General features: G+C 49.0%; 20 protein-coding genes and 3 pseudogenes. 11 read left to right on the top strand and 12 right to left on the bottom strand.

Going from position 1 to position 19,839, the window contains the following annotated elements; genetic code table 11:
* The first annotated feature begins 55 nt into the window (after window positions 1–55).
* A protein-coding gene (locus OGW16_RS05850; protein WP_103215986.1) for an IS1-like element IS1A family transposase occupies window positions 56–753 on the top strand; the annotation gives its coding sequence in 2 pieces (ribosomal slippage) (window positions 56–305 and window positions 305–753; 699 coding nt in all).
* A 63-nt stretch (window positions 754–816) separates the two neighbouring features.
* Here the strand turns inward: OGW16_RS05850 and OGW16_RS05845 are convergent.
* The 4 genes and pseudogenes from OGW16_RS05845 to OGW16_RS05830 form a co-directional block, all read right to left on the bottom strand.
* Window positions 817–1,032: pseudogene (locus OGW16_RS05845) on the bottom strand (EamA family transporter); the annotation flags it as partial.
* Between the two features lie 277 nt (window positions 1,033–1,309).
* Entirely contained in the window at window positions 1,310–2,314 is a 1,005-nt protein-coding gene (locus tag OGW16_RS05840) for an IS110-like element IS4321 family transposase (protein ID WP_000427620.1), read from the bottom strand.
* Between the two features lie 99 nt (window positions 2,315–2,413).
* Window positions 2,414–2,727, bottom strand: a pseudogene (locus tag OGW16_RS05835) (Tn3 family transposase); the annotation flags it as partial.
* Between the two features lie 26 nt (window positions 2,728–2,753).
* Window positions 2,754–3,506, bottom strand: a complete 753-nt coding sequence (locus tag OGW16_RS05830) for an alpha/beta hydrolase family protein (protein WP_171278908.1) — start codon at window positions 3,504–3,506, stop codon at window positions 2,754–2,756.
* Between the two features lie 240 nt (window positions 3,507–3,746).
* Between OGW16_RS05830 and OGW16_RS05825 the strand changes: the two are divergent.
* A pseudogene (locus OGW16_RS05825) lies at window positions 3,747–4,094 on the top strand (EamA family transporter); the annotation flags it as partial.
* A gap of 210 nt (window positions 4,095–4,304) precedes the next feature.
* On the opposite strand, the gene OGW16_RS05820 reads toward OGW16_RS05825, so the two are convergent.
* The 3 genes from OGW16_RS05820 to OGW16_RS05810 all read right to left on the bottom strand — a co-directional run bounded on the left by OGW16_RS05820 (window position 4,305) and on the right by OGW16_RS05810 (window position 7,017).
* Complete coding sequence (locus OGW16_RS05820; RefSeq protein WP_004729618.1) at window positions 4,305–5,078, bottom strand: SDR family NAD(P)-dependent oxidoreductase; 774 nt, start codon at window positions 5,076–5,078, stop codon at window positions 4,305–4,307.
* Window positions 5,079–5,143: 65 nt separating this feature from the next.
* Complete coding sequence (locus OGW16_RS05815) at window positions 5,144–5,845, bottom strand: DsbA family oxidoreductase (protein WP_001194072.1); 702 nt, start codon at window positions 5,843–5,845, stop codon at window positions 5,144–5,146.
* Between the two features lie 65 nt (window positions 5,846–5,910).
* A complete protein-coding gene (locus OGW16_RS05810; protein WP_006687059.1) occupies window positions 5,911–7,017 on the bottom strand; it encodes an alkene reductase in 1,107 nt (368 codons plus the stop codon).
* 213 nt (window positions 7,018–7,230) lie between these two features.
* On the opposite strand from OGW16_RS05810, the gene OGW16_RS05805 reads away from it, so the two are divergent.
* Entirely contained in the window at window positions 7,231–7,560 is a 330-nt protein-coding gene (locus OGW16_RS05805) for a thioredoxin family protein (protein ID WP_002431133.1), read from the top strand.
* Between the two features lie 29 nt (window positions 7,561–7,589).
* Here the strand turns inward: OGW16_RS05805 and OGW16_RS05800 are convergent, their stop codons facing one another.
* The 3 genes from OGW16_RS05800 to OGW16_RS05790 form a co-directional block, all read right to left on the bottom strand.
* The gene (locus tag OGW16_RS05800) at window positions 7,590–7,928 is read right to left on the bottom strand and encodes a carboxymuconolactone decarboxylase family protein (protein ID WP_000888080.1); all 339 of its coding nucleotides are present in this window, start codon (window positions 7,926–7,928) and stop codon (window positions 7,590–7,592) included.
* A gap of 4 nt (window positions 7,929–7,932) precedes the next feature.
* Window positions 7,933–8,514 carry a TetR/AcrR family transcriptional regulator gene (locus tag OGW16_RS05795; protein WP_000210409.1) on the bottom strand — a complete coding sequence of 194 codons (582 nt, stop codon included), beginning with the start codon at window positions 8,512–8,514 and terminating at the stop codon, window positions 7,933–7,935.
* A gap of 141 nt (window positions 8,515–8,655) precedes the next feature.
* Complete coding sequence (locus OGW16_RS05790) at window positions 8,656–9,213, bottom strand: OsmC family protein (protein WP_000108589.1); 558 nt, start codon at window positions 9,211–9,213, stop codon at window positions 8,656–8,658.
* Window positions 9,214–9,389: 176 nt separating this feature from the next.
* Between OGW16_RS05790 and OGW16_RS05785 the strand changes: the two genes are divergently transcribed.
* From OGW16_RS05785 to OGW16_RS05760, 6 genes are all read left to right on the top strand, one after another.
* The gene (locus OGW16_RS05785) at window positions 9,390–10,094 is read left to right on the top strand and encodes an IS6-like element IS26 family transposase (RefSeq protein WP_035897520.1); all 705 of its coding nucleotides are present in this window, start codon (window positions 9,390–9,392) and stop codon (window positions 10,092–10,094) included.
* Between the two features lie 505 nt (window positions 10,095–10,599).
* Window positions 10,600–13,041, top strand: a complete 2,442-nt coding sequence (locus tag OGW16_RS05780) for a DMSO/selenate family reductase complex A subunit (RefSeq protein ID WP_052439643.1) — start codon at window positions 10,600–10,602, stop codon at window positions 13,039–13,041.
* A gap of 13 nt (window positions 13,042–13,054) precedes the next feature.
* A complete protein-coding gene (locus tag OGW16_RS05775) occupies window positions 13,055–13,681 on the top strand; it encodes a DMSO/selenate family reductase complex B subunit (protein ID WP_040031387.1) in 627 nt (208 codons plus the stop codon).
* Entirely contained in the window at window positions 13,674–14,447 is a 774-nt protein-coding gene (locus OGW16_RS05770; RefSeq protein WP_040031386.1) for a dimethyl sulfoxide reductase anchor subunit family protein, read from the top strand. Before OGW16_RS05775 ends, OGW16_RS05770 begins: the two co-directional genes overlap by 8 nt.
* Before the next feature lie 43 nt (window positions 14,448–14,490).
* Entirely contained in the window at window positions 14,491–15,087 is a 597-nt protein-coding gene (locus tag OGW16_RS05765) for a molecular chaperone TorD family protein (protein ID WP_040031385.1), read from the top strand.
* A 29-nt stretch (window positions 15,088–15,116) separates the two neighbouring features.
* The gene (locus OGW16_RS05760) at window positions 15,117–15,620 is read left to right on the top strand and encodes a 4Fe-4S binding protein (protein ID WP_225586246.1); all 504 of its coding nucleotides are present in this window, start codon (window positions 15,117–15,119) and stop codon (window positions 15,618–15,620) included.
* Between the two features lie 213 nt (window positions 15,621–15,833).
* Here the strand turns inward: OGW16_RS05760 and OGW16_RS05755 are convergent, their stop codons facing one another.
* Window positions 15,834–17,039 (bottom strand): MalY/PatB family protein, encoded by a 1,206-nt coding sequence (locus OGW16_RS05755; RefSeq protein WP_171278909.1) that lies wholly within the window; start codon window positions 17,037–17,039, stop codon window positions 15,834–15,836.
* A gap of 31 nt (window positions 17,040–17,070) precedes the next feature.
* Window positions 17,071–18,378 carry an SLC5/6 family protein gene (locus OGW16_RS05750; protein ID WP_040031383.1) on the bottom strand — a complete coding sequence of 436 codons (1,308 nt, stop codon included), beginning with the start codon at window positions 18,376–18,378 and terminating at the stop codon, window positions 17,071–17,073.
* A 209-nt stretch (window positions 18,379–18,587) separates the two neighbouring features.
* Here OGW16_RS05750 and OGW16_RS05745 point away from each other — a divergent pair, with 209 nt between their 5' ends.
* Together OGW16_RS05745 and OGW16_RS05740 are read left to right on the top strand one after the other, a co-directional pair.
* Window positions 18,588–19,049 (top strand): Lrp/AsnC family transcriptional regulator, encoded by a 462-nt coding sequence (locus OGW16_RS05745; protein WP_042111185.1) that lies wholly within the window; start codon window positions 18,588–18,590, stop codon window positions 19,047–19,049.
* A gap of 76 nt (window positions 19,050–19,125) precedes the next feature.
* Window positions 19,126–19,823, top strand: a protein-coding gene (locus OGW16_RS05740; protein ID WP_103215986.1) for an IS1-like element IS1A family transposase whose coding sequence is annotated in 2 segments (ribosomal slippage) — window positions 19,126–19,375 and window positions 19,375–19,823 — 699 coding nt in all. Because the reading frame shifts where the segments join, the coding sequence is not laid out codon by codon here.
* The last annotated feature ends 16 nt before the right edge of the window (window positions 19,824–19,839 follow it).

Raw genomic sequence — 19,839 nt, 5'->3', positions numbered from 1 at the left:
GGTGATGCTGCCAACTTACTGATTTAGTGTATGATGGTGTTTTTGAGGTGCTCCAGTGGCTTCTGTTTCTATCAGCTGTCCCTCCTGTTCAGCTACTGACGGGGTGGTGCGTAACGGCAAAAGCACTGCCGGACATCAGCGCTATCTCTGCTCTCACTGCCGTAAAACATGGCAACTGCAGTTCACTTACACCGCTTCTCAACCCGGTACGCACCAGAAAATCATTGATATGGCCATGAATGGTGTTGGATGCCGGGCAACCGCCCGCATTATGGGCGTTGGCCTCAACACGATTTTACGTCACTTAAAAAACTCAGGCCGCAGTCGGTAACCTCGCGCATACAGCCGGGCAGTGACGTCATCGTCTGCGCGGAAATGGACGAACAGTGGGGCTATGTCGGGGCTAAATCGCGCCAGCGCTGGCTGTTTTACGCGTATGACAGGCTCCGGAAGACGGTTGTTGCGCACGTATTCGGTGAACGCACTATGGCGACGCTGGGGCGTCTTATGAGCCTGCTGTCACCCTTTGACGTGGTGATATGGATGACGGATGGCTGGCCGCTGTATGAATCCCGCCTGAAGGGAAAGCTGCACGTAATCAGCAAGCGATATACGCAGCGAATTGAGCGGCATAACCTGAATCTGAGGCAGCACCTGGCACGGCTGGGACGGAAGTCGCTGTCGTTCTCAAAATCGGTGGAGCTGCATGACAAAGTCATCGGGCATTATCTGAACATAAAACACTATCAATAAGTTGGAGTCATTACCCGGCACGCATATCGAGAGCCGAAAATGAGTCAAATGACGCTTTATCTTTCATAATTCTTTCCTTTTTGCGATTTCAAAGTTTTCTTTCCGTTGCCGGAACAGACTGAAACGTAACTTTCCAGCCGGAACGGTGATGAGCCCCAGACACGCAACTATCAGTCCGACGCCTGCCCATCCGGAAGGCGGCAGCCTTTCACCGACGAGCACAACGGCCAGCAGTGCGGCTATAACCGGCTCCAGCAGACTGATCGTGGTTGCCATACTGGGGACGTCTCAGAAAACGGAATCTATGGTCACTCCCGTTTTTGCAACACCGATTTTGACGATAAATTGGCTTGCTTGAATCTATCCGGCGTCTGAATGGGATTTTATTCCCGCGCCTCGATGAGTTCCGCGCCTGATGAACCTCCAGAAAATATACGGCTTCAATGAGCCTTTCCGTTTTACAGGTTCCTCAACAGGCCGGTGGGCCGTTAGTATCATCAATATCAGTATTCGCAAAACCAGATCAGTGATTCTTTAAACCGGTGTATTTCTGCCGTTATGCTACATAAGTTTGCTGTCGTGCCGTTAGGGCCCAGGCTATTCTGGCCAGCTTGTTTGCCAGAGCACAAGTGACGACAAAGTTGCTTTTCCTACACAGTAGATCCCTGACCCAATCGGCCAATTTGCCAGACTGGTGTTCCAGTTTTTGTATGAATACCCTGGCACATTGAACCAACAAAGTTCGGATCTTTTTGTTACCTCGCTTACTAATTCCCAGCAATGTCGTCCGACCTCCCGTGCTGTACTGTCGAGGCACTAGCCCTGTTGCCGCCGCAAAGTCACGACTGCTGGCGTACTGCTTCCCGTCGCCAATCTCAGTTGAAATAGTACTCGCTGTCAGTGTTCCGACGCAGGGAATGCTCAGCAAGCGCTGTCCAATCTCATCTTCGTCCAACTTTCGTTTCAACTGGGATTCCAAATCTTTAATCTGCTCAACAAGATAGTGATAATGCTGTTGTAATTTCAGCAATAACTGGCTGAGGTATAGAGGCAAACTATTGTCCTCAAGAAGGGTACTCAGTCGGCTAATAACGGCAGCTCCTCGTGGAACGCTGATGCCAAATTCCAGCAGAAAAGCATGCATCTGATTGGTTGTTTTTACCTTATCCTGAACCAAGGATTCACGGACACGATGCAGCGCACGCATTGCCTGCTGAGATTCAGTTCTGGGCTGTACAAAACGCATAGACGGACGCGATGCAGCTTCACAAATAGCTTCGGCGTCGACAAAGTCGTTTTTGTTACTTTTAACGAATGGACGGACAAATTGTGGTGATATCAGCTTAGGAAAATGCCCCAACTCTTCCAACTTGCGTGCCATAAAGTGAGAGCCACCACAGGCTTCCATTGCGATGGTTGTAGCGGGGCATGTCGCCAAAAATTCGATTAACTTTGGCCGTGTAAATTTTTTACGGTAAACAGCCTTGCCGCGACGATCTTGGCAATGAATATGGAAAGAGTTTTTACCCAGATCGATACCAATGAGCGCAATGTTTTCCATGATAGTTCTCCGAATGAAAGCCTATCCTCAGCATAGTACCGGGAAGGAGGGAGTGACCATCTCATTAATTATCCCACGCTAAGACTATATTTTGTACAGCAGTGGAGAAGGATGAGAGACCAGCAGTTCATTAACAGGGACTCCTTTTTGCTTAAGCGGCTCAATGGTTCTTTCTATATAAACCGTATTCCAGAGTGTTATCGCCGCCGTATGTAGTGTCAGCGCCGGTGGCGTGGTAACACTGATCCTCCCACCCCCAGATCCCTGATTTCATTCAGCCGGTGCATGAAGGATGCTCGCCCAAGGGCCTCACCCTTATTCAGCCCCGCCTGTATGCATCGGCCTAAGCCTTTATCGCAAAATCAGTCCAGCATAAACAGCGTCCGATCTCTGCAGAAAATCGCCCTCTGCGCTACGAGTTTGAACGCATTTACTCTGTTTATAGGTAACATTCGCCCCACGATATAATGATATCGGCAACGTATTCAGCATCCTGAGCATGAGTCAGAAGGTGATCCGCCTTACCCAACGAAATGAAACTCTTGGGATGCTTTGCTGCTTTGAATATTTTTTCGGCCTGCTCAATTAACACAGTATCATCTTCAGTCGCATGAAAAATAAGCAGAGGCTTGTTCATGGCGAACACCTTATGAGCGATTTTGTGTTCCTGAATATTGTCCAGCATCTGTTTCTTTAAGGTAAATACCCGCCCGGCCAGCTCAACGGGATAGGCTCCATGCTGGTTAATGTTTTCAACATCATCCTTAAAAAGACGTTTTACGTGTGTCAGTTCTCCGGGTGATCCTATGGTGACAACGGCCTTTGCCTCAGGAACTTCGCCGGCAATAGACAGAATGGCCGATCCCCCCAGGCTATGGCCGATGAGCAAAGAAGGCGCTTCGTACTGTCGGCGGAGATAATCTACCGCGCAAAGCAGGTCCGAAATATTGGATGAGAAGTTGGTGTTGGAAAAATCCCCTTCGCTGTTTCCCAGACCAGTAAAATCAAACCGGAGAACGGCGATAGCATTCTCTGTCAGTTTCCGCGCAATACGCGCCGCGCCTTTGAGGTCTTTGCCACACGTAAAACAATGAGCTAACAGCGCAAACGCTTTAGGATTTTCAGGAAGTTCAAGCAATCCGGCCAGTTCTTCACCAGCCGCATTTTTGAACGTAAATTTTAGTTTTTTCATAGGATATTCCAGGTCTTAAACTGATTTCATATGTTTGATCGCAGGGAAAAATAATCTTCTGCTCTGCATCTGGCATTACGCGTTTTCCTTCCTCTACTGGGGATGTGAAACAGAATTCATTCCGAATGCCTGTCCTCACCTTCCAGTTTGAAAGCTGATTATTGCTTCCTGTTCGGTGATCACTTACGCTATGCTACCAACTAGATGGTAGCTTACAAGAATTTTATGAGGTCTCACTGAATGGCCAATTGCGCGCTCATTCTTAAAATATCCCTGGCAATGCTGGCGTTTGCTGCAAACTCTATTCTGTGCCGTCTGGCCCTGCAGGGAGGCCACATTGATCCCCTTTCATTCAGCAGCCTCAGGCTGGCCAGTGGTGCACTCGTCCTGTCACCTTTCTTGTTTTATCACGCAAAAACTACATTATCGCTGTGGCGTCCGCTGAGCGGATTTTACCTCATGGTGTACGCAGTGCTCTTCTCTGTCGCCTATATCCATCTCGATACCGGGGCAGGTGCGCTGTTACTTTTTGGTGCCGTACAGTTTGCGATGGTGATCCACGGATTATTTAAAGGGGAATCACTCTCCGTTACCGGCTCCTCATCGTGTATAACCCCTTTCTCTCTGGCCGTTTTGTCCTGTCAGGATGTCGTCAGAACCCGGCATAACACCCTGTGCCGGGAACACAAAAGGCACGGATGAACAGGTCGTGAATATTCTTAGTGAAGCCTGCTGATGACATGTCTGGCGACAAAAAAATGCCGCCCTTAAGGGGCGGCTTATGCCAGCGTCACTGGGTTATCGTCTGACCGCCATGATGCCCGCATCGACATCCCAGATAGCGCCCGTCACCCATGAGGTTTTGTCAGACAACAGGAAGAGAATAGTGTTTGCCACATCTTCGGCAGTTCCGACGCGTCCCAGCGGGTGGAAATCGTTCAGCGACTTCATAGCATCTGCGATATCCGCTTTGTCCATGAAGCCTTCGTATATCGGCGTATGAACAATCCCGGGAGACACCGCGTTGACACGAATACCCGCGCTGGCCAGCTCAATCGCCAGATTACGCGTCAGGGCATGCAGACCCGCTTTTGCCATTGAATAGGCCGAGGCCGGCGAGTCACCCAGTGCAGCCTGAGCACCAATCGAACCGACGTTGACGATAGACCCTTCGAGCTTCGCGGCGAGCATGTTCTTCACGACATCCTGTGTAATAAAGAACGTGGCTCGGTTCAGCGAAAGATACATGTCATAATCGGCAAAGCTGTGCTCGGTAAATCCTTTGGGCATGAAGATACCGGCGGCATTCACCATCAGGCTGATATCGCGATGGTGAGCATTAATTTCCTGACGGATAGTTTCCATACCTTCTTCGGTCATCAGGTTCGCCGCGATGACCGCAACCGGTCCCAGAGGGCTCAGTTCTTTTTGCACCGCTTCGGCTTTGTCTTTTTTATTCCCGGTCAGCACGACACTGCCGCCCGCTTCCAGTACCATGCGTGCCACGGCCAGGCCCATGCCGCTGGTACCGCCGACGACGAGCAGTTTTTTACCTTTGAAAAAAGTGTTCATTTTCTGACTCCATTACTGGTGGGTAAGACGTTGCCGGCAGCGTGAAACTGCCGGCGGTTGACGGATTAAATACTGCAGCCATCCGTTCCGCAGGTCTGACCCGCAGTGGCTGAAAATTCGGTTTGCTGTTCATCCCAGACCTGACGCAGGGCATTCAAAAAGTTATCTGCTGCCTGAGCCCCGCTGATGGCATATTTTTCGTTCATCACAAAAACCGGAACGCCGCTGAGGCCAATAGACTGTGCGTGGGCTTCATCGTCGGAAACGGTGGCGCGAAAATCGTCATTTTCCAGGGCGGCTTCAGCGTCAGCTTTCGGCATACCGGCTTCTACGGCCATGGCAACGAGCTGCTGACGGTCAAAGAGAGAGCGACCTTCGGTGATACTGCCATGATAAAAACGTTCTTCCACCGCGTCCGCAATTCCGGCCTTACGCGCGGCAACCAGCAGGGTGTGTGCATCTTCTGTATCACCAAACATCATGCCGTCGAAGTTGTAGATCAGACCTTCAGATTTACCGGCGGTGCCCACCTGATTCATCATCAGCTCCGCTGAATGCTGACTGCCCAGCTTTTTAACGATGGCATCCTTAAAAGGCATCGCGGGAGTACCACCGGCCAGACGGTAGCTGTGATGGCGGATCACCACCTGGTCGCGAAATTCAAAGCGATTCAGACCCTGTTCAAATCTTTTTTTAGCAATCCAGCACCACGGGCAGACCAAATCTGACCAGATATCGATGGTAAGGGTGGGTTTCAGCGTTTGCATAATGATTCCTCAAAGACGTTGGGCGGTCGGATCTCACTTATCAGAGAACCGCGACCGTATGGGATTTATTGCGCCTGCCAGACCGGGTAATCGGTATAGCCTTTTTCCGGGGAACCACTGACGCCGTAGTAGGTGGCGCGGTCACTTTCTGCCAGTGGCCAGCCGTTTTGCATTCTTTCAACCAGATCCGGGTTAGCGATGTAGGGCACACCAAATGCCACCAGATCCAGCTCATCATCTTCCAGAGCCTGCTCTGCGATATCACGGGTAAAACCGCCGGCAGCGATGATGGTGCCTTTAAACGTGTTGCGAAAACGGCGGCGGAAGCCTTCCGGAAGTGGCGCTTTGGTGTACACCGGCTGATAGTAAAGGTGTACGTAGGCCAGTTCCCGCTGACCGAGCGCGTCGGTGATGGCTGACCAGGTTTGCTCTTCACCTTCATACGGCGCGAGGTCATAAATGCGGCCGAACGGTGACAGGCGCACGGCAACGTGGCTGTTACCCACGGCTTCCGCCACGGCGTCAATGGTCTCCAGCAGGAAACGCTGACGATTTTCCACCGAGCCGCCGTATTCGTCGGTGCGGGTGTTCAGTTCGCTACTGAGGAACTGGTCAAAGATGAATCCGTTTGCCGCCATGATTTCCACGCCGTCAAAGCCGGCTTCCATCGCCAGGCGTGCGGAGTGCACGAAGTCTGCAGTGATGCGTTTAACTTCATGCGTTTCCAGCGCGCGTGGCTGGCTTGGTACAACCGGGCCAGGTTCTCCGGATTCGGTCAGCGCAAAAACGGTGGTATTGACCGCCTGAACGGTGCCCGCTGAAACCGGCGCTATGTGGCCTGGCTGAAGAGAGACGTGAGACATACGGCCGACGTGCCAGAGCTGCGCGAAAATACGGCCACCTTTGGCGTGAACCGCTTGTGTCACCTTACGCCAGCCCTGGACGTGTTCGTCGTTGTAGATACCAGGGGTATAAAGGTAACCCCGGCCTTCTTCTGAAACCGGCATCCCTTCGGTGATGAGCAGGCCAGCAGAAGCACGCTGTGCATAGTACAAAGCCACGACCTCATCCGGCACGTCATTCATGGTGCGGGTGCGGGTCATCGGTGCCATGACTACACGGTTTTTTAACGCCAGGCCAGACAGATTGTAGGGGGTGAAAAGCTTACTCATCGTATACCTCACAAAAAACAAAAAGGAGTATCCCGGCAGGGATTTGCACAGCCCGGCAGTATCATCGACTGGACGTCGCGCACTGGAGTTGCATAAACATCTGATGGGTGGCAATATACCAACCATCTAGTAGGTAGGTCAATGGGTGTGTCGTATTTTTTTGTCATAACGCAGCCATTTCTGAATTGTCACTCATTTTGCGAGGTCATCACCATGCGTACATTAACAGCTTATAACGAAGATAATTTCCGCCAGATAGAGCAGTACAAAGGAATATCGGTGGTACGTTTCTCTGCACCCTGGTGTCCGCCCTGTCAGGCCAGCGAAGAAATGTTCAGTCAGTTTGCAGACCGGCTCGATAGAGATATTCAGGTGGGGAAAGTCAATGTAGATCAGGCGCCGGTGCTGACAACCAAATACGAGATCTGGGGGCTGCCGTCTGTGCTGATATTTCATGAAGGGCAATTAGTTAAACGCATACCGGGTGTGAAACCTGCATCGGTATATGCTCAGGCTATTGCGGACATAAAAAAAGGGCAGTAATGCCCTTTTAACGTGGAATTTATTAATGCTTAACCGCGTGCCTGACCGACGGCATCCAGAGTGCGGGCTGAATAAATGACCGCCGCGCCAGCGTTGAGGTTAATCGCCACGCCCAGCGCTTCAGCAATTTCAGCGTCGGTTGCACCGGCTTTCACAGCTGCGTCGGCGTGAAAAGCAATACAGCCGTCGCAGCGGGTTGTGACTGCGCACGCCAGGGCAATGAGTTCACGCACTTTTGCGCCCAAAAGGTCAGTTTTGTTACCTGCGTTGCCCAGGGCAACCACGCCTTTCATGGTCTCGGGGGTCAGTTTGCCCAACTCGCCTAAACGTTGCATTAACTCTGAGCGATAGTTGTTCCAGTCCAGCATAGTGTCATTCTCCTGAATGAGGGGTATTAAGAAGCAGTTTTATATACTTAAGGCTGTTGGCGAAGACTTCGGGTCTGGCCGTTGCATGCGCCACTACGCTTGAGCCTTCACAGACATTAATGATCATCAAAGCAATATCTGATGGTTCGGCATGGGATGAAAACTCACCTGACTCCATGCCCGCCCTGACGACTTTTGTGAGCCACTCGATTTGCATATCGAAATAAAGTGATGTCTGTACAGTAATTGCCTGAGGCAGATTGGCGGTCTCTGCTGACAACGCACAACACAGTGGCAGTAGCGAAGCTTTATGGCTTTGCGCGAAGATATCGATGTAAGCCGCAATTCTTCTCTCCGCGCTTTTCTCAGTCGCCTCTATCTGCTCAAATACGCGTTGTGTATCAGAGAACGCCTGTATTACCACCTGCTCACCCAGAATATCTTTGGTCGGGAAATGGTGATGAATACTGGCCTTGGTGATACCCACTATTTTTGATAAATCAGCATAGCTGAATGCTGAATACCCTTTTTCGCGCATCAGGTGTTCTGCTTCGCTGAGCAGCCGTTCCCGTGTCATGGTTGTCATAATTACTCCATATAATCTACTAGTTGATAGATTATATTGTTGCTATTTTTCCGTAGCAAGTTGTATCACTGACTCAGTATCGTGCAGAACTGAACGTCACTGCCATCCTGCATTCTGAATGGCAGCATTACATCTCTGACATCACGCCAGGCGTGTAATCATTTCAACCGGATTAGCCAGAGTATCGTGGATTGGCGAATTCTTTTGCATTTCGCTGACCAGCGCTTCTAACTCCTCGCGACTGGCGGTCTTGCTCGTAAGGTGAACATCGACGCGAATAGATTTCGCACCTTTACGCACGTTGCTGTCCAGCCCAAGGAAGCCGTTGAGGTTGATATCGAAATTAAGATCCAGCTCGATACCGTCCAGGTCGATCCCTTTTTCAGCAGCCATCATGGTAAGGGTGGCGGTATAACAGCCAGCCAGCGCCTGCATGATGTATTCAGTCGGGCTCATGCCGGTATCGGTGCCGAGTAAACCTGCGGGTTCATCACCGATATTAGAAAATTTCCCCACACGGCTGGTATCGATAACGCCGTTCTGGATTGTGGCGCCGGTCTCTGTGCGAACGGTTAATCCGCCGCTGGAACGGGCTTTCATCTGGAAAGTCAGGTTACCCAGGCCAGGCTGGCTGCGAACTGCTTCACGGGTATTGTGGATCGCAGCTGCGTCTGCAGAAGGTTTAACGGTAGTAGACATAATGGCTCCTGTAATTTCTTGATAAAAGGTATAGCTGGTGTAATCAGTACCAATCATCTAGTTGGTAGATTAATATCGCGAACCTCTTTTGTCTACTCTTTTATAAAAAATAGGGCACTGTTGCAAATAGTCGGTGGTGATAAACTTATCATCCCCTTTTGCTGATGGAGCTGCACATGAACCCATTCAAAGGCCGGCATTTTCAGCGTGACATCATTCTGTGGGCCGTACGCTGGTACTGCAAATACGGCATCAGTTACCGTGAGCTGCAGGAGATGCTGGTTGAACGCGGAGTGAATGTCGATCACTCCACGATTTACCGCTGGGTTCAGCGTTATGCGCCTGAAATGGAAAAACGGCTGCGCTGGTACTGGCGTAACCCTTCCGATCTTTGCCCGTGGCACATGGATGAAACCTACGTGAAGGTCAATGGCCGCTGGGCGTATCTGTACCGGGCCGTCGACAGCCGGGGCCGCACTGTCGATTTTTATCTCTCCTCCCGTCGTAACAGCAAAGCTGCATACCGGTTTCTGGGTAAAATCCTCAACAACGTGAAGAAGTGGCAGATCCCGCGATTCATCAACACGGATAAAGCGCCCGCCTATGGTCGCGCGCTTGCTCTGCTCAAACGCGAAGGCCGGTGCCCGTCTGACGTTGAACACCGACAGATTAAGTACCGGAACAACGTGATTGAATGCGATCATGGCAAACTGAAACGGATAATCGGCGCCACGCTGGGATTTAAATCCATGAAGACGGCTTACGCCACCATCAAAGGTATTGAGGTGATGCGTGCACTACGCAAAGGCCAGGCCTCAGCATTTTATTATGGTGATCCCCTGGGCGAAATGCGCCTGGTAAGCAGAGTTTTTGAAATGTAAGGCCTTTGAATAAGACAAAAGGCTGCCTCATCGCTAACTTTGCAACAGTGCCCAAAAATTTCCGATCTCCAAACTGACCCCTTCTACAGAATGCTGCAATACTGCCCTCAATGGCCGCGCAATGGGTTCGGTTGCGTGGTACAACATCCAGCATCGCCTTACCGGAATAAGGTATGTAACACCGGATGAATAACATCGAGGGGAGAATATAGGGATCCTCGCCCGCCGTAAAATTATCTACGAAACAGCGAGAAAACGAATCCGGATCGCTGGTCACAACAAACTCGAAACTGGTCACAGATAGAAACTGTATCGCTAAACCCGAAAAAAGAACGCTGGGTAGTATGAACATACGACAACTTCTTTGAAAGTTACCGGTCTGTCTTTCTCAGTAATAAAAATTATATCTTCGTGATTGTGTATTAATTGATTGTTGTCAATAACACTCTTATAACCCAATGTAATGCTATATACAGGAAGCTATTTCAGAGGTTATGGGAATTACATGAAAACAATAATTAATGAGCTATTACAACAGGACCTGTCCCGCAGACAGGTTATTGTGAACACCACCAAAATTAGTGCTGCGGTTGCAGCATCAAGCACACTGACCCTGCCGTTTACTCTCAATGCAGCTGATACTACATCGGCTACGGGAAAGGAGGGAATTGAAACCATAAGACATAGTGCCTGCTTAGTAAACTGTGGCAGCCGCTGTGCACTGAAAGTCATAGTTAAAGATGATCGGATTGTGCGAATTGAACCGGAAGATGCTAAGGATGATTCGGTATTCGGTGAACACCAAATCCGTCCTTGTCTGCGAGGTCGTTCCAGCCGCTGGCGAGTTTACAGCCCTGACCGGATTAAATATCCGATGAAACGCGTTGGTAAACGCGGAGAAGGGAAATTTAAACGCATTTCATGGGATGAGGCCACAGCCTTTATTGCCGCTGAATTAAAGCGCGTTTCTGAAAAATATGGAAATGAAGCAATCTATTTTAATTATCAATCTGGCGCGTATTATCATAATCAAGGAACCCCCGCATGGAAGAGGTTATTGAACCTGAATGGCGGTTTTCTGCAGTATTACAATAATTACTCAAACGCTCAAAACTTTACCGCCACATCTTACACGTATGGTGCTACAGGAGTACAGTTTGCCAGTCATTTTAGCCAGATTGCGCATTCTGACCTTGTGGTTTTTTTTGGTCTGAATTTATCTGAGACTCGGATGTCCGGTGGTGGGCAAGTTGAAGAACTGCGCCGTGCGCTGGAAATATCAGGCGCCCGGGTGATTATTATCGATCCGCGCTATACAGACTCTGTTGTTACAGAACATGCTGAATGGTTACCAATTCGCCCTACAACCGATGCTGCACTGGTAGCAGCTATTGCACACACGTTGATAAAAGAAAATCTGATCGACGAAGAACGAGTCAATACTTATTGTGTCGGTTATGATCGTAGCACCCTTCCAGAAGCAGCGAAACCAAACGCCAGTTATAAAGACTATGTTCTGGGTAACGGCGATGACGGCGTCGAAAAAACACCTGAATGGGCGGCAGATATCTGTGGCATCCCGGCAATTCGTATTCGCCAGTTGGCACGTGAAATGGCCGGAGCTCGGGCCTGTTTCATTGCTCAGGGATGGGGACCACAGCGTCATGCGAATGGTGAACAGACTTCCAGAGCGGTTCAGATACTTCCTGCCCTGACGGGTCATTTTGGATTGCCAGGAACCAACAATGGGAACTGGACATACGGAACACCTTATGGTGTTCCTGCTCTGCCGATTGGTGAAAATTCCGTTAAGGTGTCAATCCCCTGCTATCTGTGGACAGATGCGATTCAAAGTCCGGAAAAAATGACAGCCACCACTATGGGGGTCAAAGGCGCGGATAAACTGAAAACTGGTATTAAACTGTTCTTCAACCAGGCCGGGAATGCACTTCTGAATCAACATGGAAATATCAATCGTACACGCAAAATACTTGAAGATGACAGCCTGTGCGAAACTATCGTGGTTATTGATAACCATATGACTGCCAGTGCCCGCTTTGCCGATATCCTTCTTCCAGAAACTAGCTACTTAGAAGCCGAGGATCTGGTGGACAGTTCCTATGCAGCCGGTTCTCATCATTACATGATTGCAATGCAAAAAACGATCACACCGATGTGGGAAGTACGCAGTACCTATGATATCTGTGCAGATATTGCGGGGCATCTTGGGGTGAGAGAGCGTTTTACTGAGGGGCGTACCCAGGCAGAGTGGATGGCGAAGCATTACGGACAAGTTAAAGAGAAGCGATCATATTTGCCTGAATGGGAAGTTGCAATGAATATGGGGGTTATCGATCAGCAAAGTACTCGTGATGAGGACAGTATTATCCTTGCTGATTTCCGCCATGATCCGATTGCCAGTCCACTGACGACACCTTCCGGGAAGATTGAGATTTACTCGCACACTCTGGCGGAACTGGCTAAAGCCTGGACACTACCGGAAGGAGATCGCATTCCGGCTGTTCCTGAATTTTGTGTAGTGACAGAGTCCCATCTGAACAAGAGTCTGACAGCAAAATATCCGCTACAGATGAGCGGTTTTCACACCAAAGGTCACACGCACTCAACATATGCCAGTGTGCTGATGCTGCATGAAGCGGTACCGGATGAAGTCTGGATCAACCCGATAGACGCCAACACGCGTCAGTTGAAATCAGGCGATATGATCCATGTATTCAACGATCGCGGTGTGGTGGAGATCCCCTGCAAGGTGACACAGCGCATTCTGCCGGGCGTGGTGGCAATGCCGCAAGGCGCGTGGACCCGACTGGACAGCAACGGTGTGGACGTGGGCGGATGTATTAACACGTTGACCAGCCACCTGCCGTCGCCGCTGGCAAAAGGGAACCCGCAACATACCAACCTGGTTGAAATCAAACGCGCTTAAGGAGTGATCCGCAATGAAACAGTATGGCTTTTATGTTGACTCCTCGCGTTGCTCAGGTTGTAAAACCTGCCAGGTTAGTTGCAAGGATAATAAAGATCTGGACGTGGGACCGAAATTCCGTCGGGTATATGAATATGGCGGCGGAAGTTGGGTGAAAGAAGGAGAAAGCTGGCACAACGACACTTTTACCTACTACCTCTCTATTGCCTGTAACCACTGTGATGAACCGGTTTGTGTCTCTGGATGTCCTACCGGAGCGATGCACAAACGTGAAGAGGACGGACTGGTGCTGGTCGATGACAATATTTGTGTCGGATGCCGTTATTGCGAAATGCGCTGCCCGTATGGCGCGCCACAATTTGATGCTCAGGCTAAAGTGATGCGTAAGTGCGATGGTTGCCTTGATCGACTGGAGAAAAATCTGCGACCAATTTGTGTGGACTCTTGTCCACAGCGCGCGCTGGATTTCGGGCCGATCGATGAGTTACGGAAGAAATATGGCACTGAGAATGAAATCGCGCCGTTACCCGCCGCATCGTTTACTCATCCTAACCTTATTATTAAACCCCATCCGAAGGCCCGCCCGACGGGAGACAAGGAAGGGGCCATCGTGAACATGAGTGAGGTGCGCAATGCATGAGTTACCTCTGGTCTTTTTTACCGTCTTTACTCAGAGCGCAGTTGGCGCGTTTATTCTGTTGCTGATTGGCGGCACCCTGGGGCAGGTTGACAGGCAGCGTATGGCCGTTGGTCTTTTCTCTGCGATGTGTCTGTTTGGCGTTGGGGTGTTGCTGGGCATTTTCCATGTAGGCCAGCCTTTACGAGCATTGAATATGTTGCTGCGAGTGGGCCATTCACCGATGAGCAACGAAATCGTGTTATCGGCGGTGTTTGCGACACTTGGCGGGCTGGGCGCACTGGGGTTGCTTCTCAATCGTGGAGCAGCTTCGTTATGTAAAGGACTGGTGTGGCTGGCGGCTGCGGTGGGGGTGGTTTTTATCTTCGCCATCCCGCAAATCTATCAGTTGCCGACGGTGGTCACCTGGCGGACATCTTACACTACGGTGATGATGGTCCTGACTCCGATGATCGGTGGCGGCATTCTGGCCGGACTGTTTGGTCTGCGCCTGGGGTTGCTGGTGAGCGTGCTGGCGATTCTGGTCAGCTTCTGCCTGCGTCCAGGTTATATTTTGACGCTTATGGATGCTGATGGGGTGCTAACTGCGGCTCAATCCAGTTGGTTCACTGCTCAGGTTGTACTGCTGGCTGTCGGCATTGTCGGTGTGTTGGCCTGGGTACGACTCAAAACTAATGTGGCCGTTCTGGCGACCACGTCACTGGTGGTTATCGCTGCGGAACTGGTGGGTAGGATCGCATTCTACAATCTGTGGACGTTGCCGATGTAATCTGTGAGCGGCTGTAGCCGCTCTGTTTTCAGGAGAATTCAGGATGTCCCCCAATATTGTATTACCGAGGATCCTCGGTGCACTGTTTTACTACTCTCCGGAACGACCAGAGGTGAAAGCACTTTTCGACTGTCTGCCCACTCTGTCGGAACTGTACCCATGGCGCGACCCTGCGGGGACAGCTTCACTGTGCGCAGACTGGCCGTTTCCCGATAATGATGAACTGGCATGGCAATTCTCCGTGCTGTTTGAAGGACAGGGCGAAATGCCCGTGCCACCCTGGGGATCTGTCTGGCTGGAACGCGATAACCTGCTAATGGGCAATACCACCGCTGAGTACCGGGCGTTTCTGCAGTCTCAGGGAATGACTTTTAATTCGGGTCAAAATGAGCCGGAAGATCAGTTTGGGCTGATGTTGTTAGCCTGCAGTGCGATACTTGATGCTGGAAAAGATGCAGCAGTTAATCAGCTGTTAGAGGTTTATTTGTTACCGTGGGGATATCGCTATCTTGAACGTCTGCAGGGCAACAGGGTGAGTCCGTTCTATGCTCGCCTTGCCGCCGTGACCTCGCGCTATTTGCAGGATTTGCAACAGCAACGGGCGTTGCAACCTGCGGTGAAGCGGCTGTATTTCGGATGAACAAATCAGAGAAATATTATCATGAATTGATGGCTCACCGGCACGTCAGTCGGCGCGGACTGTTTCGTGCATTTGTCAGCGCGGCAAAGCACACAACGCCAGAAGTACTGTCTACCCGGCTGGGACATTCGCTGCCGCCAGGGGCGGTTCCTGATGCGGAGTTCATTACCCAGTGTACCCAATGTAGTCAGTGCATTGATGTCTGCCCAATGGGAGTCCTGTCCAGACATGAAGACGGTTACCCGCAACTGATGATTGAATATGCCAGTTGTGATGGCTGTGGTTTGTGTATCGCAGCATGTTCGAGTGACGCGCTACGCGTGCAGTCTCGTTTTGATACCGGACTGCGCCCGGTGTTCTGTAACTCTGCCTGTGTGAATCCTGTCAGACAGTGTAAACAGTGCGTGGATGTATGCCCACGACAGGCTTGCTTTATTAATGAGTCTGGACTGGTGTCGGCTGACAACGAACGCTGTGATGGTTGTGGCGAATGCGTTGTCCAGTGCCCTCACAATGCTGTGACACTATATTGATGAGTCAGAGTGTCATGAAGAGAGGAAACGATGTATTAACAGGCTATTTATATCCCTGATATTATTTTTCAGGCGACAATGTACATGCAGAGCCGTCCAGCGCGATAGAGAGTCTCCGAAAATCGATTCAACATGCTAAATTATCCGGTATAAAGGTCGCATTGTTTAAACTGCGACCTTTTGAATGATCAGGCTGAAATTTTCAGGGATTTACTATTTCAGTGCTTTTCTTATTCTCTCTAATCCTTCTTGTATCACGGCGCGTGGACAGGCAAGATTAATCCGGATGTAACCCTCTCCATTGCTTACAAACATGTTCCCGCCTTCAAGCAGTATTCCCGTCTGGTTGGCGAAATAGAGAGAAAGCTGTTGTCTGTCTACCTGCGGTGGCAGGTATTTCTCAATATTTATCCATGCCAGATAAGTTGCATCGGGAATTTTAAAGTTTGCGTCAGGAAAGTGCTCCTGGGTAAATTTTTCTACCAGTCTGAAGTTATCATCAAGATAGTGTTTTAATTGTTCCAGCCACTCGTCGCACCGGGACCAGGCAGCTTTGGTCGCAGCCAGACTCAGTGGTGAAAGAAACTCATCATAAAGACGTAACCATTCTTTTCTGACCTTTTCATTTTTAATAAAAATATGGGACATCAGATTTCCGGCAAGATTAAAGGTTTTGCTTGGTGCCATACAGGTGATGATCTTATCAGTGTCTGGGAACAGTTTTGCCATCGGGATATGATTGACCCCATCTCTCAGTAAATCACAATGTATTTCGTCTGAAATGATCCAGACATTGTTTTTAAGGCACAACTGCCCCATTCTCATTAATTCTTGTTCTGACCAGACCTTCCCGGTTGGATTTTGCGGATTGGATAAAATGAACAGCTTAATATTTAGAGAAGGATCGGTTAGTTTTTTCTCCATATCGTTGAAGTCGATAACGTATTCATTGTCCTGTTCCAGCAAATCAGAACAGATCACTCGACGATAGCTATAGTCTCCAGCCTGCTTAAACGGCGTATAGGATGGTGTATTGATCAACACACTTTCATCCTGTTGTGTCAGTAACGGTACCAGACGGTTAAGTGCAGGGATAATGCCCGGTGAAAGCACGATCTCTGTGGTATCTATATTCCAGTCATAGCGTCTCTGGCACCAGTTGTGGAAAATATGATAGTACTCATCATCGTAAACTTTTGTGTAACCGAGTATTTTTTTATCAAGCCTCTCCTGAATCGCTGCAAGGATTTCCGGAGGTGTCGCAAAATCCATATCAGCAACCCACATTCTGACAAATTCATCGTCCTTAAAGTCAAAGTGGGCATTCTTGTCGGCCTTGAATATATATTGTCTCCACCCATCGTAGTTCAGGGCATCAGTATTTTTTCTGTTGATAATTTCATCAAAATTGTACTTCATAATTTAACCTTCTTTGGACAGATATGTTTGATTAAATGAATTTCAGGAACGGAGAAATACAGAGCAGGATGCCAGTAAAGATGATCAGATACAGAGAACCCCCCTTATATCGGTGAAGGGAGGGTACCTTGTAAACCAAATAAGCAGGGATTAAGCAACCAACGATGCCGAAAATGGGGCTGCAGATTGAGGTGAATAGCAGAACCGGCAGGTTCAGAACGATTGCCCCCCAGGCGATGACGATAGTGAAAATGACAATACCAACGTTAAGCGCTTTTTTATTGATTTTCTCTGAGGGTATAAAACGGGTCAATGCGTTCATCGCCAGTCCCTGTACAGCCTCTTTGAACCCGAGGTAAACGCCGAAGAAGGCAGTCATCAGGGCAAAGATATTCAATGCAACACCAACTGGCGTCACATACTTTGCTGCATCTCCTTCAATAAACTGTGCGGCAATAGCCAGTGCTGAAATATTTTGTTCGTAGGCTTTGACAGCTTCATCGTGACCGAGGGCGAAAGTGAATGATAATGCATAAAAGAAAACAACGATGAACAGTGTACCAAAAGCGATATTCATTGCTCTTAGCGCTTTATATCTTGCCACTTCTATAGATTTGTTTTTTGCACGATATGAAATTACCATCGGACTCAAAGACTGAATAAACAGGATTGATGTCAACGTAAATGGCAAGGTGATAATGGCGTTTTTGATTAAAATACTAAAAGAAGGGAATGAACCGATGTTTTTGGAGAGGTCCCACATGCTGACCATCATCAACCCCAGGATAAGCACTACCACCAGTTTTGATAACACCATGAAAGAGGAAATCCTGAACAAGAGTTCTTCACTACGTGAAGCAATAAGCACAAGAAATGTAATAAGAATTAGGCCATAGAAAGGGTTCTCTGATAAAAGACCCTCAGTTAAGCCAAACGTGTGTAAATACGACGCTGTATCGTTAGTCAACGCCGTAGGGTAGGCGAATATCCAGATGACCAGCATGAGAAAGTAGAGCAGACCGAGGAGCATTCCCCAGTTTTTTCCCAGATAGCCCTCGATAACACCGGGATAGTCTTTACACTCTCGCGAATCTGCCAGCGTATTGATAAACAATCTTTGAAACAGGTACATGGCCGGATAACCAATGATGGAAGAAAGCAGGAATACCCACAATCCAATAAGCCCCACCTGGACCGGTAAAAACACAATCCCGGCGCCGATAGCCATACCTATGCTTATAATAATCCATCCTACATCTGTACTGTCAAATCGGGTTAGTTTTTTCCACTCTTCTGGTGACAATGAGGCCCTGTCGATGTTCTGTTCCAATATGGTCATAGGTATATTCCTGTGTGAGGATATTTTATGGTAATTATTTACAGAGGTTTGCACTTCATAAATGATTATACCCGGCAAGCATATTAATTATCTTTTTAAAAATTAACTATTTTTACAATTTATGGCTTATCTTATTTCTTGTTTTTGTTGATTTGGTTAATTTTATTTCATAAAATTACGAATATGATTGCTATCACAGGAGGTTGAACATGGTAAAGCTTGACAAAGTTGATATGCAGATTTTAAAGCTCTTGCAGGAAGATGGCAGGCTGAACAACGCTGAGATTGCCAAGCGTGTTTTTCTTTCCCCTCCAGCCTGCTGGAAACGGCTAAAGTTTTTAGAGCAGGAAGTGATAAAAAACTATCGGGCTTTTATCGAACCGAAAAGCCTTGGATACAATTTTTATGCATTCATGAATATTACATTAGATCTTCATTCCGAGGAGTGCATGCAACATTTTGAGGCAGAAATAATGAAGATTGATAATGTAATTGCCTGTCATAATATTTCCGGGAGATACGACTATCTTCTGCATCTTGTAGTAAAAGATATGGATGATTTTCACAACGTATCAATGATAAGGATACGAAAAATTGGGAATATAAAGGAGATGAATACCAGTTTCAGTATCAAGGAGATTAAATCTTTTAAGGGGTTACCTATAAAATAGATGTGTAGTGGTCAACAATAGGGTGATGCTGCCAACTTACTGATTTAGTGTATGATGGTGTTTTTGAGGTGCTCCAGTGGCTTCTGTTTCTATCAGCTGTCCCTCCTGTTCAGCTACTGACGGGGTGGTGCGTAACGGCAAAAGCACTGCCGGACATCAGCGCTATCTCTGCTCTCACTGCCGTAAAACATGGCAACTGCAGTTCACTTACACCGCTTCTCAACCCGGTACGCACCAGAAAATCATTGATATGGCCATGAATGGTGTTGGATGCCGGGCAACCGCCCGCATTATGGGCGTTGGCCTCAACACGATTTTACGTCACTTAAAAAACTCAGGCCGCAGTCGGTAACCTCGCGCATACAGCCGGGCAGTGACGTCATCGTCTGCGCGGAAATGGACGAACAGTGGGGCTATGTCGGGGCTAAATCGCGCCAGCGCTGGCTGTTTTACGCGTATGACAGGCTCCGGAAGACGGTTGTTGCGCACGTATTCGGTGAACGCACTATGGCGACGCTGGGGCGTCTTATGAGCCTGCTGTCACCCTTTGACGTGGTGATATGGATGACGGATGGCTGGCCGCTGTATGAATCCCGCCTGAAGGGAAAGCTGCACGTAATCAGCAAGCGATATACGCAGCGAATTGAGCGGCATAACCTGAATCTGAGGCAGCACCTGGCACGGCTGGGACGGAAGTCGCTGTCGTTCTCAAAATCGGTGGAGCTGCATGACAAAGTCATCGGGCATTATCTGAACATAAAACACTATCAATAAGTTGGAGTCATTACCC

Origin of the sequence: Citrobacter sp. Ce104, from assembly GCF_030334595.1 — a bacterium.
GTDB lineage: Bacteria > Pseudomonadota > Gammaproteobacteria > Enterobacterales > Enterobacteriaceae > Citrobacter > Citrobacter europaeus.
This window is presented reverse-complemented; position numbering and strand designations above follow the sequence as displayed.